Below are 25182 nucleotides of genomic sequence, written 5' to 3'. Positions count from 1 at the left end.
GCCATGCTCGGCAGGGGCATCACCGGTAAAGCCCCAGCCGAGCATGGCTCGGCTCTACAGTGGCATTTCAGGCATTGCCAGCTTCGCGGCTGACGCCGCTCCCACAAGCAAGACTGAGCCCGGGCTCAGTCTTCCAACATCTCCATCCACGCCGCCTCGGCCTGCTCCAACTGCTGTACCAGCACTTCGCGTTCGCCGCCCAGCTTGGCCATCTTCGCTGCGTCGGCGTAGTTGCCGGAATCGGCCAGCTGCGCATCCACCTCAGCCAGCGCTGCACCCAACTGCTCGACCTTCTTCTCGGCCGCTTCCAGCTTGTGCGGGTTGACCGGCTTCTTGTTGGAAGCCGGCTTGGCCGGGGCAACCTGCGCAACCGGTGCGGCAGCTGCAGGCTTTTCCTGGCGATCACTTTTGTTGCGTGAACCCTGCGCGCTGGCGCGGGTACGCAGCCACTGCGCGTACTCGTCGAGGTCACCGGCAAACGGCTCGACCACACCGTCGGCGACACGCCAGAACGTATCGCAGACCAGGCCGATCAGATGGCGATCATGCGACACCATCACGATCGCGCCTTCGAACAGCGCCAACGCCTCGGCCAATGCTTCGCGCATTTCCAGGTCAAGGTGGTTGGTCGGTTCGTCGAGCAGCAGCACGTTCGGCTGCTGCCAGGCGATCAGGGCCAGCGCCAGACGCGCACGCTCGCCACCGGAGAAACCATCGACCGTCTCGAACGCACGGTCACCCGGGAAGTTCCACTTGCCGAGGAAGTCGCGGAACGACTGGTTGACGCCATCCGGCGAAATCTCGCGGAAGTGATCCATCGGCGTCATGCCTGCGTGCAGCGATTCCACCGTGTGCTGGGCGAAGTAACCGATCTGCAGGTCCGGGTGGGCCATGCGGTCACCGCCAAGCAACGGCAGGTCGCCGACGAGTGATTTCACCAACGTGGTTTTACCCGCACCGTTCGGCCCGAGCAGACCGACGCGCTGGCCGGCTTCCAGGCCGAAGCCGACGTTGTCCAGGATCACCGCGTCCGGGCCGTAACCGGCGGTAACGTCGTTGAGGCGGATCAGCGAGAACGGCAGCTTGGCCGGCGGCGAGAACTCGATGCGGAACTCGCGCTCGGCGCGCACCGCTTCGGTGCCGGCCATCTTTGCCAGGCGCTTCATCCGGCTCTGCGCCTGGGTGGCCTTGCTGGCCTGCGCCTTGAAGCGATCGATGAAGCTCTGCAGATGCGCGCGCTCGGCCTGTTCCTTCTCGTGCGCGATCTGCTGCTGGCGCAGGTGCTCGGCACGCTGGCGCTCGAAATCGGTATAGCCGCCCGGATAGAGCTTGGCGCCGCCGCCGTGCAGATGCAGGGTGTGGGTGGCGACGTTGTCCAGGAACTCGCGGTCATGCGAGATCAGCAGCAAGGTGCCCGGATACTTCAGCAGCCATTGCTCCAGCCAGTACACCGCGTCCAGATCCAGGTGGTTGGTCGGTTCGTCGAGCAGCAGCAGGTCGCTGGGCATCATCAGTGCGCGGGCAAGGTTCAAGCGTGCGCGCCAGCCACCGGAGAACGCCGACACCGGACGATCATGCGTCTCAGCCGGGAAGCCCAGGCCATGCAGCAGCTTGCCAGCGCGCGCCTCGGCGTCATAGGCGCCCAGTTCCGCCATCTTCTGGTGCGCGTTGGCAACCGCCTCCCAATCCTCGCGCTCAGCCGCTGCGGCTTCTTCCTGCAGCACCGCGGCGACTACGTCATCACCACCAAGCACGAAGTCGATGGCGCGGTCGGGCAGCGCCGGGGTTTCCTGGGCCACGTCGGCGATACGGATCTTGCCGGGCAGCGACACGTCGCCCTTGTCGGCTTCCAGCTCACCGCGCACGGCCGCAAACAGGCTGGATTTACCTGCGCCATTACGGCCCACCACGCCTACGCGATAGCCGGCATGCAGGGTGAGGTCTACGTTGGACAACAGCAGGCGCTCGCCCCGGCGAAGGGCGAAATTACGAAGGGAAATCATGAATGGGTCCGTTATAACGAAAAGGAATGAGCATGTGAGCAGCATTCCTGCGACGTAATTCTAACGTTAACCAATACTTGACTCACGCCCTGTTATCGCACGCGCCTGAACGGCGTTGCCCGACAAGGGCCAAGTACTCGCATAGCCAAATCGCCCTTGCTGAACTGAAAAAGCTTTCAAAAGCAACAATTTAGCTGAACCGTCCGGTTTGACACGAGGTAAAAATTCCATTAATTCGTTGATGGCGCACCGCAACAGCCGCGAACCCCACGCGCCGCCGATGCCGCCACTCAATACCGGAGCTGCAACCTGATGAACCGCAAGTCCAGCACCCTCGCCGTCGCCATTGCCATCGCCCTTGGCGCACCGGCCCTACCCGCCCTGGCCCAGTCCAGCGCCAATACCCTGGATACCGTGATCGTTACCGGTACCCGCGTGGCTGACCGCACCGTGGCCGAGTCGCAGTCACCGATCGACATCATCACCCCGGAAGCCCTGCAGTCCACCGGCACCGGCGAGTTGGCCACCGCGCTGTCGCGCGCCCTGCCCTCACTGAACTTCCCGCGCCCGGCCCTGACCGACGGCACCAGCGGCATCCGCCCGGCGCAGCTGCGCGGGCTGTCGCCTGACCAGGTGCTGGTGCTGGTCAACGGCAAGCGCCGCCACACCTCGGCGATGATCAACGTCAACGGCAGCATCGGCCGTGGCTCCTCCGCGGTGGACATCAACGCGATTCCGATCGCCGCCATCGAACGCGTCGAAGTGCTGCGCGACGGCGCTTCGGCCCAGTACGGCTCCGATGCCATCGCCGGCGTGGTCAACATCGTGCTCAAGGGCAGCGGCAAGGGCGGCAGCCTAGCCGTGGATTACGGCCAGTACTCGGCCGGTGACGGCAACAAGTACCAGCTCTCCGGCGACACCGGCGTCAGCTTCGCCGATGGCCGTGGCAGCGTGCATTTCGCCGGCCAGGTCAGCCAGCAGGACGAAAGCAACCGCGCAGGCCCTTATCAGGGCACCACCCCGAATACCGGCAACTTCCCGTCCATCGGTGAGAAGACCTTCGTGGTCGGTGACCCGCGCGTGGATGCCACCGCTGCCTCGGCCAACGCCAGCTTCAACTTCAGCGACAACGTCAGCGCCTACGCCAGCGCCCTGCTGAGCAACCGCGACATCACTTCGTTCGCGTTCTACCGCTCGCCCAACCACAGCGGCCAGACCGCGCTGCTGGCGCAGATCTACCCGGACGGTTTCGTGCCGCAGATCAACCAGTACTCCAAGGACCGCTCGCTGGTAGCCGGCGTCAAGGGCAATACCGAGAGCGGCTGGACCTGGGACGTCAGCGTCAACCACGGTGAAAACACCCTGGATTTCCACACCCGCAACAGCATCAACTACAGCCTGGGCGTCAACAGCCCGACCTCGTTCTACGACGGCACGCTGAAGTACCAGCAGGACATCTTCAACGCCGACATCACCAAGTCGCTGGATTGGGGCCTGGCCTATCCGGTCACGCTGTCCTTCGGTGGTGAGTACCGCCGTGAGAAGTGGGAGCAGAACGCCGGTGAGCTGAACTCCTATACCGGTAGCGGCGCGCAGGGCTTCGGTGGTTTCACCCCGACCAACGAAGTGCACAACGATCGCCACAACTACGCTGTCTATGCCGGGCTCGAAGCCGACCTGACCGAGAAGTTCTCCGCCGGCCTGACCGGTCGCTACGAGGACTACTCGGACTTCGGCGACAAGTTCTCCGGCAAGCTGTCGGCGCGCTACGCCTTCACCGACAAGGTTGCGCTGCGCGCCACCGCGTCCAGTGGTTTCCGCGCACCGTCGCTGGCACAGCAGAGCTACCAGGCGGTCACCAGCACCATCATCAACGGCAGCTTCGTCGACCGCGGCACCTTCCCGACCACCAGCGCTGCCGCACAGGCGCTGGGTGCCAGCCCGCTCAAGGCCGAAAGCTCCACCTCCTACAGCCTTGGCCTGGTGCTGCAGCCGGTTGACCGCCTGTACCTGACCGTCGATGCCTACCAGATCGATATCGACGACCGCATCGTGCTGTCCACCAACATCACCACCAATGCCGCCGCCAACGCGCTGTTGGCCGGTCTGGGGCTGCCGCAGGTCACTGCGTTCTCGTACTTCACCAATGGCGTGGACACCCGCACCCGCGGTGTCGATGCGGTGTCCAGCTACACCATCCCGTTTGCTGCCAGCAGCCTGGAACTGACCGCGGCCTACAGCTACAACGAGACCGAAGTGAAGAAGTTCATCGCTTCGCCGGCGGTGTTCGGCAGCCTGGGCATCACCCAGTCGCTGATCGGCCGCGACGAGATCGGCCGCATCGAGGACAGCTTCCCGCGTGACAAGGCCATCGTCAGCGGCACCTGGCGCTCGGACCGCTGGGAGCTGGGTCTGTCGGCGACCCGCTATGGCAGCTTCACCGTGCGCAACTCGGCCACTGCTGCCCGCGACCAGACCTATGACGCCAGCTGGGTAGTGGATGCCTCGGCCAGCTTCAAGCCCAGCGAAAACTGGAAGCTGACCCTGGGTGCGGACAACCTGCTGGACCAGTATCCGGATCGCACCGCCGACCTGCAGAACTCGACCTGGGGCATGCTGCCGTACAGCAACTACTCCCCGTATGGTTTCAACGGCGCCTACGTCTACGGCCGTATCAGCTACACCTGGTAATCCCGGTTTGATGTCGTGAAAGGAAGATGCCCTGGGAAACCGGGGCATTTTTCTTTGTGCCGCCGGGACGTTGCCAGACGGCAACTCCATGTGCGGGGACGGCCGCCTCAAGCAGCTTGCGGAAACACCTTCGCGCAGAGGAAATCCACCAATGCCCGTACCTTCGGCGAGGGGTATTTGCTGGCCGGCCACAACACATTGAAAACACCGGCTCCGCTTACCTGGTCGACCAGGATGGGCTGCAGCAGCCCCGCTGCCAGCGGCTCGCGAATAGCGAAATCCGGCAGGTAGGCAATCCCCAGCCCGCGCAATGCGAAGCACACGCGCGTCTCGATGTTGTTGCAGATCATCGAGGTCGGCAGTTGCAGCTCCGCCTCGCCCGCTTCGCGCCGCAGCGCCCAGGCCTCCAGCTTGCCGCTGTTGGGGAAGCGATAGTGCAGGCAACTGTGCTGCTCAAGGTCGGTCGGGGTCTGCGGCTCGCCGCAGCGCGCCAGATACTCCGGCGAAGCAACCAGCCGCATATGGAAGCTGCCCAGGCGACGCGCCGACAGACGTGAGTCGGCTGGTTCACCGGTGCGCACCACCGCATCGAAGCCTTCCTCGATGACATCGACCATGCGGTCGGTGAAGTCCAGGTCGAGCTCGATCTGTGGATAGGCGCGCATGAATTCGCCCAACACCGGCAGCATCAGCGAGCTCACCAACGGCAGGCTCACCCGCAGGCGTCCACGTGGCGCCGCGCTGGCCTGCGACAGTTCCAGCTCGGCGGCATCAATCTCGGCCAGGATGCGGCGGCTGCGTTCCAGGAACAGCGTGCCTTCGGCGGTGAGGGTCACGCTGCGGGTGCTGCGATGGAACAGGCGCACCCCCAGCTTCTCTTCCAGCCGCGCCACGCTCTTGCCGATCGCCGACGCCGACACCCCAAGCTCACGCCCGGCCGCGACGAAGCTGCGCGTCTCGGCCACCTGCACAAACACCACGAAGCCGTTGAGGCTGTCCATGATCTGCCCTTCGCCTGATTGCGGACATCTTATTCCGCGCATCACGGAACTGCAGCCTGCTTTTTCTTCAATCGGGGGATTCCTATCGTCACCGCCTGCCCATTTCTTCGAGCCAGCCGCAATGACGATCCCCGCGTTCCCCCTATCTTCAAGTGCCGTGCCTGATCCGGTTTTGGCTCTCATCCAGACCGTCGTGCAGCAGGCACTGGAAGAACAACGCCTGGTCGGCGCCGTGGTGCTGGTCGCCCGTGACGGTGCGTTGATCCACCGCCAGGCCAGCGGCCTCGCCGACCGCGCCAGCGCGCGCCCGATGCGCGTGGACACCGTGTTCCGGCTGGCTTCGGTCAGCAAGCCCATCGTTTCCACCGCAGCCATGGTGTTGGTGGCACAGGGCAAACTTGACCTGGATGCCGGCATCGAACATTGGCTGCCGGAATTCCGGCCGCGATTGGCCGACGGCCGTCCCGCACAGATCAGCGCGCGGCAGCTGCTGAGCCATACCGCCGGTCTGGGTTACCGCTTCTTCGAACCAGATGCGGACGGTCCGTATGCACGGGCCGGCGTCTCCGATGGCATGGATGCCTCCGCCATCAGCCTGCAGGACAACCTGCGTCGCATCGCCGAAGTACCGCTGGCATACGAGCCCGGCAGCGCCTGGGGCTATTCGCTGGCGACCGATGTGCTGGGTGCCTTGATCGAACGCATCCACGGCACGCCGCTGCAGCAGGCTGTGGATCAATTGGTTACCGGCCCACTGGGCATGACGGATACCGGCTTCGTCGCCCGCGATGCCCAACGCGTGGCAAGCGCCTATGTAAGCGGTGCACCGCAGCCACACCTGCTCAGCGAGAGCGAGATTGTGTCGCCGTTCGATGGCGCCATCGGAATCAGCTATAGCCCGGCGCGCATCTTCGATGCGCAGGCGTTTCCCTCGGCTGGCGCGGGCATGGCTGGCACTGCCGACGATCTGCTGCGCCTGCTGGAAACGCTGCGTGTGGGTGGCGATGGCCTGCTGCCGGCCGAACTGATCGCTGAAATGGGTCGCGACCAGACCAACGGACTGGAACTGCCCAGTGCACCAGGTTTCGGTTTCGGCCTCGGTTTCTCGGTGCTGCGCGACCCAGCACTGGCTGCCACACCGGAATCGCCGGGCACCTGGCGCTGGGGCGGCGCCTACGGTCATTCCTGGTTCGTGGACCGGGCACAGGGCCTGAGCGTGGTCGCCTTCACCAATACGCTGTACGAAGGCATGTCCGGTCGCTTCGTCACTGAGCTGCGCGATGCGGTTTACGCATCAGTGGAGGTGCGCTGATGACGATCACCAGCGCGCGTATGCACGCCATCGCCTTCCGCCGTGGTTCCAGCCTGGCCGATCCACAATGCCTGTTCGACGTCGATGTCGAATGTCCGCAACCAGGACCGCACGATCTACGCGTGGCAGTGCGCGCGGTCTCGGTCAATCCTCTGGATGTCAAAGTCCGCGCAGGCCTGGTCGCAGTGCCTGATGAAGTCCGTTCGCTGGGTTGGGATGCCGCCGGAGTCATCGACGCCGTTGGCGAGGCCGTCACCCTGTTCAAGCCCGGACAAGCGGTTTACTACGCAGGCAGCTTCGATCGCAGTGGCAGCAATGCAGGGTTCCAACTGGTCGACGAGCGCATCGCCGGTCACATGCCAGCCACGCTCGGCTTTACCGACGCTGCTGCATTGCCATTGGCTGCGCTGACCGCATGGCAGCTGCTGCTTGAACGTTTGGGTGTCGTCCGCGGCAAGCCTGCTGTTACCGACAGTCTGCTGGTATTGGGCGGCGCGGGCGGTGTCGGCTCGATGCTGATCCAACTGGCGCGGCAGCTGACCAACCTGACCGTGATCGCCACCGCATCGCGCGCGCAGAGCCGCGATTGGTGCCTGGCCATGGGTGCCCACCATGTCATCGACCACCGGCAGCCGCTGCCGGCACAGATCGCTGCCCTGCCGGTGCCACCGGTCAACCACATCGCAGCGCTGTCGAACACCGCCGAACACCTGCATGAGTTGGCCGAGTTGATCGAACCGCAGGGGCGGCTGGCGATCATCGATGACCACGACTCACTCGATGCAACACCGTTCAAAGCCAAGAGCGTGTCGTTGCATTGGGAAATGGTGTTCACCCGGCCGCTGTACGCCACACCGGACCAGATCGCCCAGCACCGGATTCTCAATGAAGTCGCCGCATTGGTGGATTCCGGCGTGCTGCGCTCCACCGTTACACAGGTACTGCAGCCAATGGACGCAGCGCGAATGATCCAGGCCCATCGCCTGCTGGAAGCAGGTGGCATCACCGGCAAGGTGGTGCTGGCCCATAGCGAGGAAGACAACGCTGCACGCGCGCCGGAGGCCGGCCAATGAGTGCCGCCTCCAACGCACGCCTGCCGTTGGGCGCCTTGCTTGCACTGGCGATGGCCGGCTTCATCACCATCCTCACCGAAGCCTTGCCGGCCGGCCTGCTCCCGCAGATGGCGCATGGCCTGGGCGTGTCCGAAGCATGGATAGGACAGACCGTAACGATCTACGCGATCGGCTCGCTGCTTGCGGCGATTCCGCTGACCAGTGCGACCCAGGGCGTGCGCCGTCGCCCGTTGCTGCTGGCGGCGATCGCCGGTTTCGCCATCGCCAATACCGTCACCACCTTATCCAGCAGCTACGCGCTGACGATGTTGGCGCGCTTCCTCGCCGGCGTTTCTGCCGGACTGTTGTGGGCGCTGCTGGCGGGCTATGCGGCGCGCATGGTGCCCGCGCATCAACAAGGCAAGGCGATCGCCATCGCGATGGTCGGCACGCCACTGGCATTGTCGCTGGGCGTGCCAGCCGGCACCCTGTTCGGCAACCTGCTGGGCTGGCGGGTCTGTTTTGGCGCGATGAGCCTGTTGGCACTGGTGCTGATGCTGTGGGTACGGTTCAAGGTTCCGGACTTCGCCGGCCAGCCGAACAACCGGGAGCTACCGTTGCGACAGGTGTTCTCCATCGCCGGTGTGCGCCCGGTGCTGTTCGTGGTGCTGTGCTTCGTGCTGGCCCACAACATCCTTTACACCTACATAGCGCCATTCCTGAGCGCTGCCGGCATGGGCGCGCGCACCGACCTGGTGTTGCTGGTGTTCGGCATGACCTCGCTGCTGGGCATCTGGATCGTCGGCGTGCTGGTCGACCGGCACCTGCGCGCGTTGACGCTTGCCAGCACCGTACTGTTCGGCGCGGCCGCACTGGCACTCGGGCTGGCCAGTGAGACGGCGCTTGTGGTCCATGCGGCAGTGGCGGTCTGGGGTATTGCCTTCGGCGGCGCCGCAACCCTGTTCCAGACAGCGCTGGCAAAGACTGCCGGAGACGCCGCCGATGTCGCCCAATCCATGCTGGTCACCGCGTGGAACGCGGCAATCGCCGGCGGCGGCATCATCGGCGGCGGGCTGCTCGGGCGCTGGGGCGTCGGCGCGTTTGCTCCTGCGCTACTGGGGTTGCTGGTGGCGACCCTGGTCGTGGTATGGGCCGCAAGGCGGCATGGTTTCCCCGGCACCAGCGACAAGAGCATCGCGAGCAACGCCAACTGTTCCGAGCCCTGACGCAGATCCTGAAGGAAGATGCCCCGGGAAACCGGGGCATCTTTTACTAAGCTGGAGCAGAGCGTTACCCCTCCCCAACCCTCCCCTTGCCTGCGGCAAAGGGAGGGGGCGGTCCGCGCGAACGGTTGGATTGCCGGCATTGCCGTTAACTCCCTCCCTTTGCCGCAGGCAAGGGTTGGGGAGGGGTGCCCTTGCCTTCGCCCTTGATCTGGTCAGCCCCAAATCCCGTCGGCCCAATTCCTTGGGACATAAAAACCCAGATTTTTCATGTATTTCCCCGCACCCAAGCCACCAGCCCCTTTAGAATCAAACCACCCCCACCGACCCAGCGAGCCCTGATGCACCATGACACCGCCCTGATCAACATGATTGCCATCGGTTTGGGCCTGGCCTTCGTGCTTGGCGCCCTGGCCAACAAGCTTCGGCTGTCGCCGCTGGTGGGTTATCTGGTTGCCGGTGTCATCGTGGGGCCATTCACCCCGGGCTTTGTCGCCGACCAGGCGCTGGCCAACCAGCTGGCCGAGATCGGCGTGATGCTGCTGATGTTCGGGGTAGGCCTGCACTTCTCGTTGAAGGACCTGATGGCGGTCAAAGCCATCGCCATCCCCGGCGCCATCGGCCAGATCCTGGTCGCCACCCTGCTCGGCTGGGGCGTGGCCACGCTGATGGGTTGGCCGGTGCTGCATGGCGTGATCTTCGGTTTCTCGCTGGCCACCGCTTCCACCGTGGTGCTGCTGCGGGCAATGGAAGAACGCCGCCTGCTGGAAACCACGCGCGGCAAGATCGCGGTCGGCTGGTTGATCGTGGAAGACTTGGCCTGTGTGCTGGCGCTGGTGATGATGCCGGTGATCGCCGACGTATTCGGCCCGGAGGCAAGCGGCAAGGAACTGTCCATTGGCGGGCTGCTGGCCTCGATCGGCTGGACCTTCGTGCAGCTGGGCCTGTTCGTGGCGGTGATGCTGGTGGTCGGCCGCCGCGTCATTCCGTGGGTGCTGGAGAAAGTGGCCGGCACTGGTTCGCGCGAACTGTTCACCCTGTGCGTGCTGGCGATTGCCCTGGGTGTGGCGTTCGGCGCTGCTGCCTTGTTCGGCGTGTCGTTCGCGCTGGGTGCGTTCTTCGCCGGCATGATGCTCAACGAGTCCGAGCTCAGCCACAAGGCCGCACACGATTCACTGCCGCTGCGCGACGCGTTCGCGGTGCTGTTCTTCGTCTCGGTGGGCATGCTGTTCAACCCGATGATCATCGTCGAGCACCCATGGCAGGTGCTGGCGACGGTGCTGATCATCATGGTCGGCAAGTCGGCCGCCGCCTTCTTCATCGTGCGCGCCTTCGGCCATTCCAAGGGCACCGCGCTGACCATTTCCGCCTCGCTGGCACAGATCGGCGAGTTCGCCTTCATCATCGCCGGCCTCGGTGTGGCATTGAAGATCCTGCCGCCGGCCGGGCAATCGCTGGTACTGGCCGGCGCGCTGGTGTCGATCATGCTCAACCCGGTGGTGTTCGGCCTGCTCGACCGCTGGCAGGCGCGCCACAAGGAAACCACGCCGGTGCCAGAAGTGCCGGACATCCCGCCAGGCCCATCGCTGGACCTGCAGGACCACGCCATCGTGGTCGGCTACGGCCGGGTCGGCAGCGAGCTGGCGCAGGTGCTGCGTGACCGCGGCGTGCCGGTGCTGGTGATCGACGACAACCGCGAACATGTGGAACGTGCGCACGCTGCCGGTATTCCCGGCATTCGTGGCAGTGCCGCCTCGGACAAGGTGCTGGCCGAGGCCCATCCCGAGCGCGCCACCATCGCCGTGCTGGCGATTCCGCAGCCGCTGGAATCGGGTGAAGTGCTGGCCAAGCTGCGCGCCATCAACCCCAACCTGACCCTGCTCGCCCGCGCCCACAGCGATGCCGAGGTCAAGCACCTGCTCGACCACGGCGCCGATGGCACGGTGATGGCCGAGCGCGAGCTGGCCTATTCGCTGGCGGAGATGATCATGTCCACCCCGCCCTACCGCAGCCTGCGACCGGGCATGCCTCAGCCGGCGGCCAGCGGCACGTAGATATCGGCACGCAGGATGGCCTCGGGGACCTCTTCCGGGTCGTCGAGGAAGTGGTAATGCAGCGGTGCATCGCGCAGGGCGTGGCCGCTGCCCGGCAACCAGTCGCGCAGCAGCTGGTCGGTGGCATCTTCCAGCAGCGAGTAGCTGCCGACGTGGCGCAGCCGCGCCACGCGCCCGCCACCAAGAACCACGCGCTGCAGTGATTCCGGCAACGCCGGCAGTTCCGCATCCAGCGCAAGCGCGCAATCGAACAGCAGCTCCTCGGCGGGCAGCTCGCGGTGGTCGCCCAGCGGCACGCCGATCAGCTGCTGCAGCTGCTCGACAAGGCCCTGCTCCGCGGCCCAGCCGAACAGTTCGCCGAACACACCATCCAGATCGTCGAAGGCCCCGCGCGCGCGCAGTGCCACCACCTCGAAGGGTTCCAGGGTGACGACTTCCACGCTCAGCGGCGCGGGCTTTTCGGCTGGCGGCAATGGCCGTGACAGCTGCTCGATACTGGCAGCCAGGCGCTTGGGATCTTCCCGCAGCTCACTGGCGCTGGCATCCACGGTTTCGCGCAGCACCCGTGCCAAGGCTTGTGGTGTGTCATAACCCGCCAACAGCGCGATCTCGGTGACACTGGCATCGCTATGCGCAAGCCGCTGCAAGGCCTTGACCACGCGCAGCCGCTGCACGGTGCGGCCAATGGTTTCGCCAGTCAGCGCGCGATACACGCGGTGGAAGTGGAACGGCGAGTAATGGGCAATGGCCGCCAGTGCATCCAGATCCGGCAATGGCCCGCCGACATCGATGCTTTGCTGCAGGCAAGCGATGACCCGGTCCAGGCGTGGCAACTGCGCGACATTGGCTTTCATTGCGGCATCTCCGTTGGCTGGTGGAGCTATTGCAGCGCGCCTGCTCAGCGGCGGCGTTTCCGATCTTGCGCAAACCCGGCATCCGCACCGGGCAGACCCGTCAGATGATCCTGCAGCAACACGATGGCCTGGCGCACCTTGGCCGGCTGGGTCTGCCGATGCGGGGTGACTGCCCACACCGGCAACGACGGTACCTCCCACTCCGGCAACAAGCGCTGCAGGCTGCCGGATTCCAGCAGCGGCGCCGCATCCAGACTGGTCAGCACCGCCACCCCCAATCCGGCTTCGCACAGGCGCAGTACCGCCGGTTGGTTCTGGCTGGCGATACGCGGGTGCGCGGGCACCAGGCGCTCCTCGCCACTCTCCCGCTGATGCCAGACCAGACCCGGAACCTGCGGCATACCCAACCATTCCGCCGCCGGCACCTGCAGCGGATCGTCGGGAACGCCGTGCCGCTGCAGCCAGGCCGGCGCCGCGCACGGCCAGCGCTGCAGGCTGCCCAGGCGTTGCGCCATCCAGTCACTGTCCGGCAACTGGCCGAAGCGCAGCGCAAGATCGATGCGCGCCTGCAGCAGATCGGTCCAGCCATCGTCGAAGAACAGGTGCAGACGCAGCTGCGGGTTGTCCTGTAGCCAGCCGCCCAAGGCAGGGCCGATGTGCGCGGCCATGCCCAGCGGCGCAGACAGGCGCAGCTCGCCGCTGGGTGCCTGCCGGGCAGCGGACAGCTCCGCCTCCGCCTCGCCCGCTGCATCCAACAGGCGCGCGCAGGCAGCGTAGTAGCGGCTCCCAACATCGGTCAGCGCCAGACGCCGGGTCGAGCGATGCAGCAGGGCCACACCAGCGTCCTGCTCCAACGCGCGTACCTGCTGACTGACCGCCGAGGTACTCATGCCCAGCGCCCGCGCCGCCGCGCTCATCGAACCGTGCTGCACCACCTGGGCGAACAAGGCCATCCGTTTGACACTGTCCATCGGCCACCTCCGTGCCGCCATTGTGAAGCACAGCTTCAAGGTGATTGTGATTTTTTGCGACTGCCGCCGACGCCGACTTGGGCGGACACTGGCGTCATTCCCCACCCCAAGGACGTTCCCATGAAAGTTGCCCTGATCGGTGCCACCGGCTTTGTCGGCAAGGCCGTACTCGACGAACTGCTGGCCCGCGGCCATGACGTGACCGCGCTGGTCCGCGACCCGGCCAAGCTGGAAGCTCGCCCACACTTGCAGGTGGCCAAGGCCGATGTGCGCAATGCCGATGAAGTGCATGCCGCCGTTGCCGGTACTGATGCGGTGGTCAGCGCCTACAACGCCGGCTGGGCCAATCCGGATCTCTATAACGAGTTCCTGCGCGGTACCCGTGCGATCGTCGCCGGCACCAAGGCCGCAGGCGTGAAGCGTTACATCGTGATTGGCGGTGCCGGCAGTCTCTACGCACCGGATGGCAGCCAGCTGGTGGACTCGCCCAGCTTCCCGGCAGCGATCTATCCCGGCGCCAGCGCGGCCCGTGATGCGCTGACCGAGCTGCGCAACGAGACGTCGTTGGAGTGGACCCAGCTTAGCCCGCCGGTGGCCTTCCATCCGGGCAGCGCGACCGAGCGCACCGGCGCGTACCGGGTTGGCGGCGAGACCCCGCTGAGCACCGGCGATGGCCCGGGCACGATCAGTGCCGCGGATCTGGCGGTGGCAGTGGTGGATGAGCTGGACGCACCGAAGCATGTTGGTCAGCGGTTTACGGTTGCCTGGTAAGAGCTGAAAGCTGCCATCACCCCAACCCCTCTCCCGCACGCGGGAGAGGGGCTCGGATTGCGTCGGCTGCCAGTGCACTAGCCCCTCTCCCGTTTACGGGAGAGGGGTTGGGGTGAGGGGAAGCTTCCAACAAGCAGACCCCGCTCTTGATCTGCCACTCAAGCCCCAGCCAACGCCTGCTCCAGATCCGCCAGCAAGTCATCGATATGTTCGATGCCCACGGACAGCCGCACGGTATCCAGCGTCACCCCGGCCTTCTCCAATTCCGCCGCATCCAACTGCCGATGCGTGGTGGACGCCGGATGCGTAGCCAAGGACTTGGCATCGCCCAGATTCACCAGCCGCGTGAACAACTGCAAGGCATCCAGGAAGCGCGCCCCCGCCTCACGCCCACCCGGCAAGCCAAACGTCAGCACCCCAGAGCCCTGCCCGCGCAGATACTTCTGCACCAGCGCATGCTCCGGATGGTCCGGCAATGCGGCGTAGTTCACCCAGGCGACCTTCGGATGCTTCTGCAGGTAATTGGCCACCGCCAGCGTATTGCTGTTGATCCGATCCATGCGCAACGCCAGCGTCTCGATGCCCTGCAGGATCTGGAACGCGTTGAACGGTGAAATCGCCGCCCCCATGTTGCGCAACGGCACCACCCGCGCGCGGCCAATGAAGGCCGCCGGGCCAAGCGCTTCGGTATAGACCACACCGTGGTAACTCACATCCGGCGTATTGAGACGCGGGAAGCGTTCCTTGTGCTCGGCCCACGGGAAGCGACCGGAATCCACGATCGCGCCGCCAAGGCTGGTGCCATGGCCGCCGAGATACTTGGTCAAGGAATGCACCACGATATCCGCACCGAAATCGAAGGAACGCTGCAGATACGGCGTGGCGACAGTGTTGTCGACGATCACCGGCACGCCGTGGGCGTGGGCGATTTTGGCGATGGCTTCGATATCGGTGATGTTGCCGCGCGGGTTACCGATCGACTCGACGAACACCGCCTTGGTGTGCTCGTCGATCAAAGCCGCGAAGGCCTGCGGATCACGGTAGTCGGCAAAGCGGGTCTGGATACCGAACTGCGGCAGCGTGTGCGCGAACAGGTTGTAGGTGCCGCCATACAGCGCGCTGGAGGCGAGGATGTTGTCGCCGGCCTCGGCAATGGTCTGGATGGCGTAGGTGATCGCGGCCTGGCCCGAAGCCAGCGCCAACGCACCGATGCCGCCTTCCAACGCAGCGATGCGCTTTTCCAGCACATCGGTGGTCGGGTTCATGATGCGGGTATAGATATTGCCCTGCACCTTGAGGTCGAACAGATCGGCACCGTGCTGGGTGTCGTCGAAGGCGTAGGCAACGGTCTGGTAGATCGGCACCGCGACTGCGCGGGTGGTTGGATCAGGGGAATAGCCGCCGTGCACGGCGATGGTTTCAGGCTTCCACTGCGGATCGGTCATCGGAGTGCTCGCTAAGGAGTGACCGCTGACGATAGCCGAGGATGGATGGCAACCGGTGGACGGTTGCAGGGGTTACTTGTGAGGGGGCGTTATTTGCTGATGCTTTTTTTGAAGCGTGCATCTCTGGCTAGAAGCTTCCCCTCACCCCAACTCCTCTCCCGCGCGCGGGAGAGGGGCTAATGCACTAGCCGCCGACACGATCCTAGCCCCTCTCCCGCGTGCGGGAGAGGGGTTGGGGTGAGGGCAGCTCTTAGAGATTTTGAAGCTTTTGAAGCTTAGGCTTTGGCTTTGGGCTCTCAGCCCTTGCCAAACTGCAATTGCCCACCACCACCAGCTTCCACCTTGATGGTGTCGCCGCTGGCGAACTCGCCGGCCAGGATCTTCTGCGCCAGCGGATTTTCCAGCTGGGCCTGGATCGCACGCTTCAAGGGCCGCGCGCCATAGATCGGGTCGAAGCCGACATTGCCCAGCACATCGAAGGCCGAATCCGACACCTCCAGGCGCAAACCACGCTCGCCCAGCCGCTTCTCCAGCCCACGCATCTGGATGCGTGCGATCTGCTTGATCTGCTGCTTGTCCAGCGGGTGGAACACGACGATGTCGTCCAGGCGGTTGATGAACTCCGGACGGAAGTGCGCCTGCACCACGCCCATCACCGCCGCCTTCATCTGCGTATAGGCTTCCGGGCTGTCGTCGCCGCTCATGTCCTGGATCTGGTGCGAGCCCAGGTTCGAGGTCATCACGATGACGGTGTTGCGGAAGTCCACGGTGCGGCCCTGGCCGTCGGTCAGACGACCGTCATCCAGCACCTGCAGCAGGATGTTGAACACATCCGGATGCGCCTTCTCCACTTCGTCCAGCAGGATCACGCTGTACGGGCGACGACGCACCGCCTCGGTCAGATAGCCACCTTCTTCGTAGCCCACATAACCCGGAGGCGCACCGATCAGGCGCGACACGCTATGCTTCTCCATGAACTCACTCATGTCGATGCGCACCATCGCGTCCGGCGAGTCGAACAGGAAGTCGGCCAGCGCCTTGGTCAGCTCGGTCTTGCCGACGCCGGTCGGGCCCAAGAACAGGAACGAGCCACTCGGACGATTCGGGTCCGACAAACCGGCGCGCGAACGCCGCACCGCGTCGGAGACCACGCGGATTGCTTCTTCCTGGCCAACCACGCGGTTGTGCAGCATGTCTTCCATGCGCAGCAACTTGTCGCGCTCGCCTTCGAGCATCTTGCTGACCGGGATACCGGTCCAACGCGAGACGACTTCGGCGATTTCCTCGTCGGTCACCTTGTCCTGCACCAGCTTGAAGTCCTTGCGCTCCATCTCCTGCGCGGCCTGCAGCTGCTTCTCCAGGTTCGGCAGCAGGCCGTACTGGATCTCGCTCATCTTGGCGAAGTCCTGGCGACGCTGTGCGGCTTCCAGATCCAGCTTGGCCTTCTCGACCTGCTCCTTGATCTTGGTTGCGCCCTGCAGCGCGGCCTTCTCCGACTTCCAGATTTCGTTGAGGTCTGAGAACTCGCGCTCCAATGTGTCGATGTCGGCTTCCAGATCGGCCAGGCGCTTGCGCGAGGCGTCATCCTTCTCCTTCTTCAGCATCTCGCGCTGGATCTTGAGCTGGATCAGACGACGTTCCAGACGATCAAGCTCTTCCGGCTTGGAGTCGATCTCCATGCGGATACGCGAGGCAGCCTCGTCCATCAGGTCGATGGCCTTGTCCGGCAGCTGCCGATCAGTGATGTAGCGGTTCGACAAGGTCGCCGCCGCAACCACGGCCGGGTCGGTGATCTCCACACCATGGTGCACCGCGTAGCGTTCCTTCAGGCCACGCAGGATGGCGATGGTGTCCTCCACCGTCGGCTCACCGACAAATACCTTCTGGAAGCGGCGCTCCAGCGCGGCATCCTTCTCGATGTACTGGCGGTACTCGTCCAGGGTGGTGGCACCGATGCAATGCAGTTCGCCACGCGCAAGCGCGGGCTTGAGCATGTTGCCCGCATCCATCGCACCGTCGCCCTTGCCGGCGCCGACCATGGTGTGCAGTTCGTCGATGAACAGGATGATCTGGCCTTCGTTCTTGGACAAGTCATTGAGCACGGCCTTCAGCCGCTCTTCGAACTCGCCGCGGAACTTGGCACCGGCAATCAGCGCGCCCATGTCCAGCGAGAGCACGCGCTTGCCGCGCAGGCCCTCGGGCACTTCGTCGTTGATGATGCGCTGGGCCAGGCCTTCGACAATGGCGGTCTTGCCCACGCCGGGTTCACCGATCAACACCGGGTTGTTCTTGGTACGGCGCTGCAGCACCTGGATGGTGCGGCGGATCTCCTCGTCGCGGCCAATCACTGGGTCGAGCTTGCCGCTCTCGGCACGTGCGGTCAGGTCGATGGTGTATTTTTCCAGCGCCTGGCGCTGCTCTTCGGCATTTTCGCTCTGCACGGTTTCTCCACCGCGCAGCTTGTCGATCGCGGCTTTCACTTTGTTCTTGTCGGCACCAGCCGCACGCAGGGCCATGCCGGCCGGGCCGCCATCGTCCACTGCCGCCAGCAGGAACCACTCGCTGGCGATGAACTGGTCGTTGTGCTGCTGGGCCAGTTTGTCGGTGTTGTTGAGCAGGCGATTGAGATCGTTGCCCATCGACAGGCTGCCGGCCTGGCCGGACACCTTGGGCAGTGCATCGAGCGCCTCGGTCAGCCGCTCGCGCAGCACCGGCACGTTGACGCCGGCCTGGGCCAGCAAGGGCCGGCTGCTGCCACCGGGCTGATCGAGCAGCGCGCTGAGCACATGCACCGGCTCGATGATGTTGTTATCACGGCCAACCGCCAGCGACTGGGCATCCGCCAAGGCTTTCTGGAAATTGGAGGTGAGCTTGTCCATCCGCATGGGTCTTCTTCCTCAAAGTTGGGAGGCCAGCAGTGCTGGCGATACTGATTCAGATGCGGTTGCAACGGCGTGATTCAAGGGTGAATAGCGCCCTTGTTCAGCTGCAATCGCAATCCCGGTCCAGTATCACCAGCTGCTGTCGCCGCAACCTTGATCAAACGCAAGCGACAGCGCGGCTCAGCCGCGCGTGATCCCCGCGCGCAGCGCCCGCAGCTGCTGCTTCACCGCCTGTTGCTGGCTGGCATCCATGCGCAGCAGGGCTTTCTGCCCGATCGACAGCGACTGCAGCGCCGGATCGACGAAGCGATAGCGGCCCTTGCCGTCCGGCTCCACCGCCAGCGGACGGGCCGGCTCCGGGGTCTGCAGCAGGTGATCGATCACCGCCACCAGCCTGTCGTTGAAATGGCCGTCGGGATGACCGATATCGCGGTAGGCCCGCTGCAGCAAGGGATAGAAGCGCTTGTAGGCAGCCGCTACGGCGCCCGCGTCGGCACGGGTAAAGGCATCCACGTAGGGCGCGTAGCGCGCGGCATTGGCGGCTGCCAACTGCTCACCGCCGGCACTGCCCTGCTCCACCTGCAGCGCGCCCGGCAGCGGCCGCACTGCCATCGCCGCAGCGGGCAGGCTGGGCTGGGTGAGGTTGTCCACGTGCACCACCACGCGCTGGATCAGCTGCTCGCGCAGCAGCACGGCCAAGGCATCTGCGGGGAACAACCCGCTCAGCGCTTGCCAACTGGAAGCATCGCTGTCGGCCAGAGCCGGCAAGGCCGGGTCGGCTGCCACGTCAAGCGGATATTTCGGCTCAGCCGCTGGCTCGGGCGTAGCCGGCGGTTGGATGGCCGGTGTAGGCGGGCTATCCACCAGCGGAGCAACGGTTGGCGTTGCCTGCCGCAGCTGCGCCACGTCATCACGGAACAACCACCAGCCAATGCCGCCAACCGCGACGACGCCAACCACTGCCCAGGGCCACACTGCTTTGCGCTTCTGCATCACTTGCACCTTTATTGCATGTGATGGTGTGACCCTGTTTATCCCGCCGGGTTCCCCCAGCGGCTCAGACCCTGTACAGCCAAGCCCTGTGCATCAACGCTGTTTCTGCAGCGACATCAGGCCGATAACGACCGCCAACACCGCATAGGCAGCGGTCACCTGCAAGGTGATGGCCTGGCGCAGGCCGTCCAACTGCCACGGCAGGTAGATACCGCCGCGCGGATCAGTGGAATGGATCACACCGAACGCACTCAACGCGGCAGCCACGAACAGCAGACTCACCGCCACGCCAGCGCGCCGCTCGATCAAGGCCACCAGTGCTGCCGCCCAGATCATCGCGGAGATGATGAAACCATTGCCCAGCAGCTGCAGCGTGGCCACATCCGACAGGCCGTGGCCATCGACCGCCGCATACAGTGCTGCGGCCGCATCGGGCGCCACCCAGGTGCCGAACTTGATGTTGATCAGGTAGGCAATCGCCGGCAGGAAGGCCAGCGCGACCGCGATCGCATGCTCACGCTTGGTCTGCTGGAAGGCCTGCACGGTGATGTCCAGGCCGACGAAGACGATGATTGGTGCCAACACCGCCACCGGCAGCCACTGCACCAACCCGGCAACCACGCCGAGCATGCCGCCAATACCGATGAACAGGCCGGTCAACAGCGTGTAGCCGGTGCGTGCACCCAGGCGCTTGTAGGCCGGCTGGCCGATGTATGGCGTGGTCTGTGCGACACCGCCGCAGACGCCGGCGATCAGCGTGGCAATGGCCTCGACCAGCAGGATGTCGCGGGTGCGGTAGTCGTCACCGGCAGCGCGTGCACTCTCCGCCACGTTGATACCACCCACCACCATCAGCAGGCCGAACGGCAGCAGCAGCGACAGGTACGGCACGGTCAACGGCAGGCCTTCGACGAAGCCCAGCGTCGGCAGCGGCAAGGCCACGGCGAAGGAGATGGCCGGCGGCCACTGGAAGCCGGTCAGTGCGCCTGCCGCGCCCAGCCCGTAATACAGCACCACACCAACCAGCAGCGCGAACAGCACGCCCGGCAAACGCAGCGGCACCACGCCACGCGCAACCAGCACATAAAGCAACACGCCCAGCGTGACCAGGCCAACCAACGGCTGGCGCATGCTCTCGATCAGCGGCAGGAAGCCGAGCAGGGTCAGCGCCGCACCACCGATCGAGCCGAGCAACGCCGCACGCGGCACGTGACGGGTGACCGCATCACCGACGAAGGACAGCACCAGCTTGAGCAGGCCCATCACCACCAGCGAGGCCATGCCCAGCTTCCAGGTCGCCATTGCGGCTGCCTGCGGGTCCATGCCCAACTGCTTGAAGCCGACGAAGGCCGGGCCCAGCACCAGCAGCGCCATGCCGATGCTGGTCGGTGCATCCAGCCCCAGCGGCATCGCGGTGACGTCATCACGGCCAGTGCGGGCAGCCAAACGGCGTGCCATCACCGTGTACATCAGGTTGCCGATCAGCACGCCGAAGGCAGTGCCGGGGAACATGCGGCCGAACACCACATCGGCCGGGAACTGGAAGATGCCGACCAGCGCCATCGCGATGAAACCGAGGATCGACAGGTTGTCGACCACCAGGCCGAAGAAGCCATTGAGATCGCCGGCGACGAACCAACGTGGACGGGATGCGGATGCAGAAGAATTCATGGGGGATATCGTCAGGAAAGCGGAGCGATGGTAACGCCGGGAAAATGCGTGCGGATGCTACAGATCATTCGTTCGTGGGCAGCTTCACCCAGCCCAGCACCGGGCCACGGCTGGGATTGCGGTAGCGCAGCTGCAACCAGCCGTCGGCTTCGTCCAGCAGCTCGACGCGGTCGCCCTTGAGCAGGTAGCGCTTGGTCGAGGTGTCACCGGCCCGGCTGTACAGCAGCAGCTTGTCCGGCACCACCGATGCGCCGCGGCCCGGCATCGGGGCATCCTTCAGCGGTGGATCGAAGGCATTCCAGATGGCGGTCTCGAGTCGCTTGCCTGCGGCATCCCAGGTGCTCCACACCGTGAGTATCTCCGCATCTTCCACTTCAGCCAGCGCCAACACCTGCGCGAGCGCTTCGGTATCGAGGAAGGCATTGCGCATCGAGCGGTACAGGTAAACCTTGTCGCCCGCAAAGCGGTAGATATCGCTGTACCACATCGGCCCGCTGCGGCAGCTGCTGCTCAACGTGCGTGTGGACGGGTCCGGGGTCAGCGACCAGAAACCTTCGCAGCTGATTTCCGGGCCCTCAGGTGCGGCCAATGCGCGGAACTGGCCACTGCCCGGCTCGTACAGGTAAACCGTGACCGATTCGTTGACCTGGCCCAGCGTGGCGCTGGAATCCAGGTCCTGGTAACCGTCGAAGTTGTAGTCGGCGTGGCCCAGCCGCGTGCCGCCACCTTCCTCGTCCGTGGACGCCGGCAGCACCTGCCGGGCCGGTGAGCGGCTGGTGCCCACCTCCACGCTGCCGTCGCCCAGCAAGCGCGCATGCGCGCTGACGCCGGCAGCGACCTCGAAGCGGATCTGGCTGTCATCTGCCGCGAATGCTGGCGCTGCCAGCAGCGAAACCGCTGCAATCAGCAAGCCGCACGCGGCAAAACGGCAGCGGGACGTGGATATCAGGGACATCATCGAGAAGCTCATCTGCGGTTGGAGGCTGCCCGCAGGCTAGCCGATCCAGTGCGGATCAGAACGAAACCTCGACCGCCTGCCGCGACCACAGCACCGACTGGTGCTTGGTGGCCTGCTTCCATGCCAGCCGGATGGCTTCGATGTCGTTGCGGCGCTGCGGGCTGTCCTCATGCAGGATCACCAGCACCTTGGTGCGCAGCCGGTTGGGCTCGGGCGCGCCGCGGAACAGCCACTGGCCGTAGGCATCGAACACGGTCAGTCCATCGGGGAATCGCGGGGTGACTTCCTTGTCGAGGAAGGCGCGCCACTGCGCATCGCTGATCACATCGGTCTGCTCACGTGCCGACGGGCCAGTTTCCTCGCCAACGCCGAAGTACAGCTCGCTGCGCACCCAGCCACCGGCTTCGGCCGGTCGCGCGGCATCACCGTGCAGCTGGGCGCTGGGCGCGGTTTCGGCTGCAGGCGGAGCGGCGTGGGCACTTGCGGCAACGGCAAACAACAGGGGCAACAGGACAGCGTGCAACTTCATGGAAAACCTCCGGACAGGAACGACACGGTGGCATCCAAGGCACCGCAGGGGATATCGCGTTTGGTTATCAGCCAATTGCCAGCAGGACTTGCATCCCGGCCGCCGTTAACGCGAAGATAATATATCGCTTCATCCGGATGGATGTAAGTGTTATCTGAAACCTTTCCACCATCCGCGCCTCCCCCACGTCCCGCTTTCCCCACAGTTTCTGGAGTTCCCATGTCCCGCCCCACCTCGGCCCCGCTCGGCCTGGCCATCGCGCTGGCGCTGTCTTCCCCCGCTTTTGCCCAGGACGCCCAGCAGGCGACCAATCTGGATACGGTGATCGTCACCGGCACCCGCGCCGTGGATCGCACCGTGCTGGAGTCCACCTCGCCGGTGGATGTGCTCAGCGCCGAGGACATCCGCAAGGCCGGCGTGGTCAACGGTGAGCTGGGCAGCGCGCTGCAGGCGCTGCTGCCCTCGTTCAACTTCCCGCGCCAATCCAACTCCGGCGGTGCCGACCACATCCGCGCCGCCCAGCTGCGCGGCCTGTCACCCGACCATGTGCTGGTGCTGATCAACGGCAAGCGCCGCCATAACAGCGCCCTGGTGAACACCGACAGCAAGATCGGCAAGGGCACCACGCCGGTCGACTTCAATGCCATCCCGGTCAGCGCAATCAAGCGCATCGAGGTGCTGCGTGACGGCGCCGGCGCGCTGTATGGCTCCGATGCGGTGGCCGGCGTGATCAACGTGATCCTCGACGACGCGCCGGAAGGCGGCGCCATCGAAGCCAGCTTCGGCGCGCACCACACCGACCTGAAGCCGATCGACCGCACCCTGACCGATGGCCAGACCAGCTTCTTCAGCGCCAAGGTCGGCACCGCGCTGACGGACGACGGCGGCTTCCTGCGCGTCGGCCTGGAACTGAAGAACCGCGAAGCCACCAACCGTGCCGGCTTCGACCAGATCCCGCCGTGGGAAGCACAGACCGCTGACAACCTGGCGCTGGCCGGCAAGCGCAACTACTCGCTGGGCGATGGCGCCAGCAAGGATCTCAACGCCTGGTTCAATGCCGAGATCCCGTTCGGCGCCGCCTCCAAGGCCTATGCCTTCGGTACCTACAACCAGCGCGATACCGAAGGCGCCAACTACTTCCGTTACCCGGATGGCGAGGCCAACTGGAAGGAGCTGTACCCGAACGGCTACCGCCCGATCTCCGAAGGCGAGAACCTGGATGTGCAGCTGGTGGCTGGTGCACGCGGCGAGCTGGGCGAATGGAACTACGACGCCAGCCTTGACCACGGCCGCAACGAGTTCACCTATCGCCTGCGCAACTCACTCAACGCCTCGCTCGGACCGACCAGCCCGACAAGCTTCAAGACCGCCGATTTCAGCTTCGCGCAGACCGTGGCCAACCTCGATTTCGGCCGCCTCTTCGTACGCAGCAATGACACCCACAGCCTTGGCTTCGGCATCGAAGGCCGTCACGAGCGTTATGAAACCGGCGCCGGCGACCCGGCCAGCTACGCAGCCGGTCCGTATACCGACCGCCCAACCGGCTCGCAGGCCGGCGGCGGCCTGACCCCGCAGGACGAAGCCGATCTGTCACGTGACGTGATCAGCGCGTACACCAGCCTGTCGTCCACGTTCGGCGAGAAATTCTCCACCGATATCGCCGCCCGCTATGAGCATTACGAAGATTTCGGCGGTGAGCTGACCGGCAAGATCGGCGCGCGCTATGCCTTCGCACCGGCATTCGCGCTGCGCGGTTCGGTCTCCAACAACTTCCACGCGCCGTCGCTGAGCCAGATCGGCTACGAATCCACCTCGACCGGTTACACCGCCGGTGGGCAGCTGGTGCAGGGCCGTCTGCTGTCGGTCAACAATCCGATCGCACGTGCCTTGGGCGCTACTGACCTGAAGCCGGAAAAGTCGATCAACTACAGCATCGGCTTCACCAGCCAGATCGGCAGCCACTTCGACCTGTCACTGGACCTGTTCCAGATCGATATCGATGACCGTATCGCACTGTCGGAAAGCATCACCGGCGATGCACTGACCGATTTCATGCAGCAGCAGTTCGGCATCGGTGGGCTGGAAAGCGCGCACTACTTCGTCAACGCCGCAGATACCCGCACCCGCGGCGCCGAGTTCGTCGGCAACTGGCGGCAGTCGCTGGGTGACGGCGAGCTGCTGTTGACCGGCACCTGGAGTTACGCCAAGACCGAGTTGAAGAACGTCGTCGCCACGCCTTCGCAGTTGCTGGCACTGAACCCGGACTACGTGCTGTTCGGCGTGGAGGAGAGCAATACGCTGACCGACGCCGCACCGCGTACCCGCGCGCAGTTCGCCGCCAGCTGGGCCAATGACAGCTGGTCGCTGAGCAGCCGCGTCAGCCGTCACGGCAGCGCCAAGCGCGTCTTCGATTTTGGTGGCGGCTACGTCCCGACCCAGACCTATCAGGCCGAATGGCAGCTGGATGCGGAAGTGGAATACCGCATCACGCCGCAGTGGAGCGTGGCAATCGGCGGACAGAACCTGACCGACAACTATCCGGACAAGTCGAACGAAGACATCTACTACTTCGGCAACCTGCCGTATGACGTGTTGTCGCCGATTGGCAGCAACGGCGCGTACTGGTATGGGCGGGTGCGGTTTACGTTCTGATTTGGGTGTTCAGTGCGGGATTGCTTGCTTAGAGCTTCCCCTCACCCCAACCCCTCTCCCGCTTGCGGGAGAGGGGCTAGTGCACTACGAGCGCAAGCGTTCCGAGCCCCTCTCCCGCAA

Annotated in this window: 17 protein-coding genes; 7 read left to right on the top strand and 10 right to left on the bottom strand. The window is 64.9% G+C overall.

The features are described 5' to 3' along the window. Positions 1-125 precede the first annotated feature (125 nt). Positions 126-2003, bottom strand: coding sequence for an ATP-binding cassette domain-containing protein (locus tag QMX78_RS10770; protein WP_282269295.1), 1878 nt, complete (start codon positions 2001-2003; stop codon positions 126-128). Between the two features lie 312 nt (positions 2004-2315). On the opposite strand from QMX78_RS10770, the gene QMX78_RS10765 reads away from it, so the two are divergent. Further along, positions 2316-4694, top strand: a complete 2379-nt coding sequence (locus QMX78_RS10765; RefSeq protein WP_282269292.1) for a TonB-dependent receptor — start codon at positions 2316-2318, stop codon at positions 4692-4694. Between the two features lie 107 nt (positions 4695-4801). Here the strand turns inward: QMX78_RS10765 and QMX78_RS10760 are convergent, their stop codons facing one another. Next, positions 4802-5695 (bottom strand): LysR family transcriptional regulator, encoded by an 894-nt coding sequence (locus QMX78_RS10760; RefSeq protein ID WP_282269291.1) that lies wholly within the window; start codon positions 5693-5695, stop codon positions 4802-4804. Positions 5696-5816: 121 nt separating this feature from the next. Between QMX78_RS10760 and QMX78_RS10755 the strand changes: the two genes are divergently transcribed. The 4 genes from QMX78_RS10755 (at position 5817) to ybaL (ending at position 11336) form a co-directional block, all read left to right on the top strand. Next, positions 5817-7007 carry a serine hydrolase domain-containing protein gene (locus QMX78_RS10755; RefSeq protein ID WP_282269289.1) on the top strand — a complete coding sequence of 397 codons (1191 nt, stop codon included), beginning with the start codon at positions 5817-5819 and terminating at the stop codon, positions 7005-7007. Positions 7008-7027: 20 nt separating this feature from the next. Continuing rightward, entirely contained in the window at positions 7028-8080 is a 1053-nt protein-coding gene (locus QMX78_RS10750; RefSeq protein ID WP_282269297.1) for a zinc-binding alcohol dehydrogenase family protein, read from the top strand. Beyond that, positions 8077-9285 (top strand): MFS transporter, encoded by a 1209-nt coding sequence (locus QMX78_RS10745; protein WP_282269287.1) that lies wholly within the window; start codon positions 8077-8079, stop codon positions 9283-9285. The genes QMX78_RS10750 and QMX78_RS10745 overlap by 4 nt, the downstream gene beginning before the upstream one ends. Before the next feature lie 338 nt (positions 9286-9623). Then, positions 9624-11336 carry a YbaL family putative K(+) efflux transporter gene (gene ybaL, locus QMX78_RS10740; protein WP_282269285.1) on the top strand — a complete coding sequence of 571 codons (1713 nt, stop codon included), beginning with the start codon at positions 9624-9626 and terminating at the stop codon, positions 11334-11336. Here the strand turns inward: ybaL and QMX78_RS10735 are convergent. Further along, positions 11312-12190 (bottom strand): GyrI-like domain-containing protein, encoded by an 879-nt coding sequence (locus tag QMX78_RS10735; RefSeq protein WP_282269283.1) that lies wholly within the window; start codon positions 12188-12190, stop codon positions 11312-11314. The genes ybaL and QMX78_RS10735 overlap by 25 nt on opposite strands. Positions 12191-12234: 44 nt before the next feature. Beyond that, positions 12235-13161, bottom strand: coding sequence for a LysR family transcriptional regulator (locus QMX78_RS10730; RefSeq protein WP_282269281.1), 927 nt, complete (start codon positions 13159-13161; stop codon positions 12235-12237). A 120-nt stretch (positions 13162-13281) separates the two neighbouring features. On the opposite strand from QMX78_RS10730, the gene QMX78_RS10725 reads away from it, so the two are divergent. Continuing rightward, positions 13282-13932: an NAD(P)H-binding protein gene (locus tag QMX78_RS10725; RefSeq protein WP_282269279.1), complete on the top strand. Its 651-nt coding sequence runs from the start codon at positions 13282-13284 to the stop codon at positions 13930-13932. Between the two features lie 158 nt (positions 13933-14090). On the opposite strand, the gene QMX78_RS10720 is transcribed toward QMX78_RS10725, so the two are convergent. The 6 genes from QMX78_RS10720 to QMX78_RS10695 all read right to left on the bottom strand — a co-directional run bounded on the left by QMX78_RS10720 (position 14091) and on the right by QMX78_RS10695 (position 22410). Next, complete coding sequence (locus QMX78_RS10720; protein ID WP_282269278.1) at positions 14091-15377, bottom strand: aminotransferase class I/II-fold pyridoxal phosphate-dependent enzyme; 1287 nt, start codon at positions 15375-15377, stop codon at positions 14091-14093. Positions 15378-15673: 296 nt separating this feature from the next. Next, the gene (clpB, locus tag QMX78_RS10715) at positions 15674-18262 is read right to left on the bottom strand and encodes an ATP-dependent chaperone ClpB (RefSeq protein WP_282269276.1); all 2589 of its coding nucleotides are present in this window, start codon (positions 18260-18262) and stop codon (positions 15674-15676) included. A 177-nt stretch (positions 18263-18439) separates the two neighbouring features. Then, entirely contained in the window at positions 18440-19252 is an 813-nt protein-coding gene (locus tag QMX78_RS10710) for a DUF3014 domain-containing protein (protein ID WP_282269272.1), read from the bottom strand. A gap of 93 nt (positions 19253-19345) precedes the next feature. Beyond that, positions 19346-20923 carry a hypothetical protein gene (locus tag QMX78_RS10705; protein WP_282269270.1) on the bottom strand — a complete coding sequence of 526 codons (1578 nt, stop codon included), beginning with the start codon at positions 20921-20923 and terminating at the stop codon, positions 19346-19348. A 64-nt stretch (positions 20924-20987) separates the two neighbouring features. After that, the gene (locus tag QMX78_RS10700) at positions 20988-21881 is read right to left on the bottom strand and encodes an SH3 domain-containing protein (RefSeq protein ID WP_282269268.1); all 894 of its coding nucleotides are present in this window, start codon (positions 21879-21881) and stop codon (positions 20988-20990) included. Between the two features lie 55 nt (positions 21882-21936). After that, the gene (locus QMX78_RS10695) at positions 21937-22410 is read right to left on the bottom strand and encodes a DUF3574 domain-containing protein (RefSeq protein ID WP_282269266.1); all 474 of its coding nucleotides are present in this window, start codon (positions 22408-22410) and stop codon (positions 21937-21939) included. 219 nt (positions 22411-22629) lie between these two features. Here QMX78_RS10695 and QMX78_RS10690 point away from each other — a divergent pair, with 219 nt between their 5' ends. Continuing rightward, positions 22630-25062, top strand: coding sequence for a TonB-dependent receptor (locus tag QMX78_RS10690; RefSeq protein WP_282269264.1), 2433 nt, complete (start codon positions 22630-22632; stop codon positions 25060-25062). The last annotated feature ends 120 nt before the right edge of the window (positions 25063-25182 follow it).

Origin of the sequence: Stenotrophomonas sp. PS02298, from assembly GCF_029959445.1 — a bacterium.
Classification (GTDB): domain Bacteria; phylum Pseudomonadota; class Gammaproteobacteria; order Xanthomonadales; family Xanthomonadaceae; genus Stenotrophomonas.
Note: the sequence above shows the minus strand (reverse complement) of the source record. Positions and strands in the feature narration are given on the sequence as shown.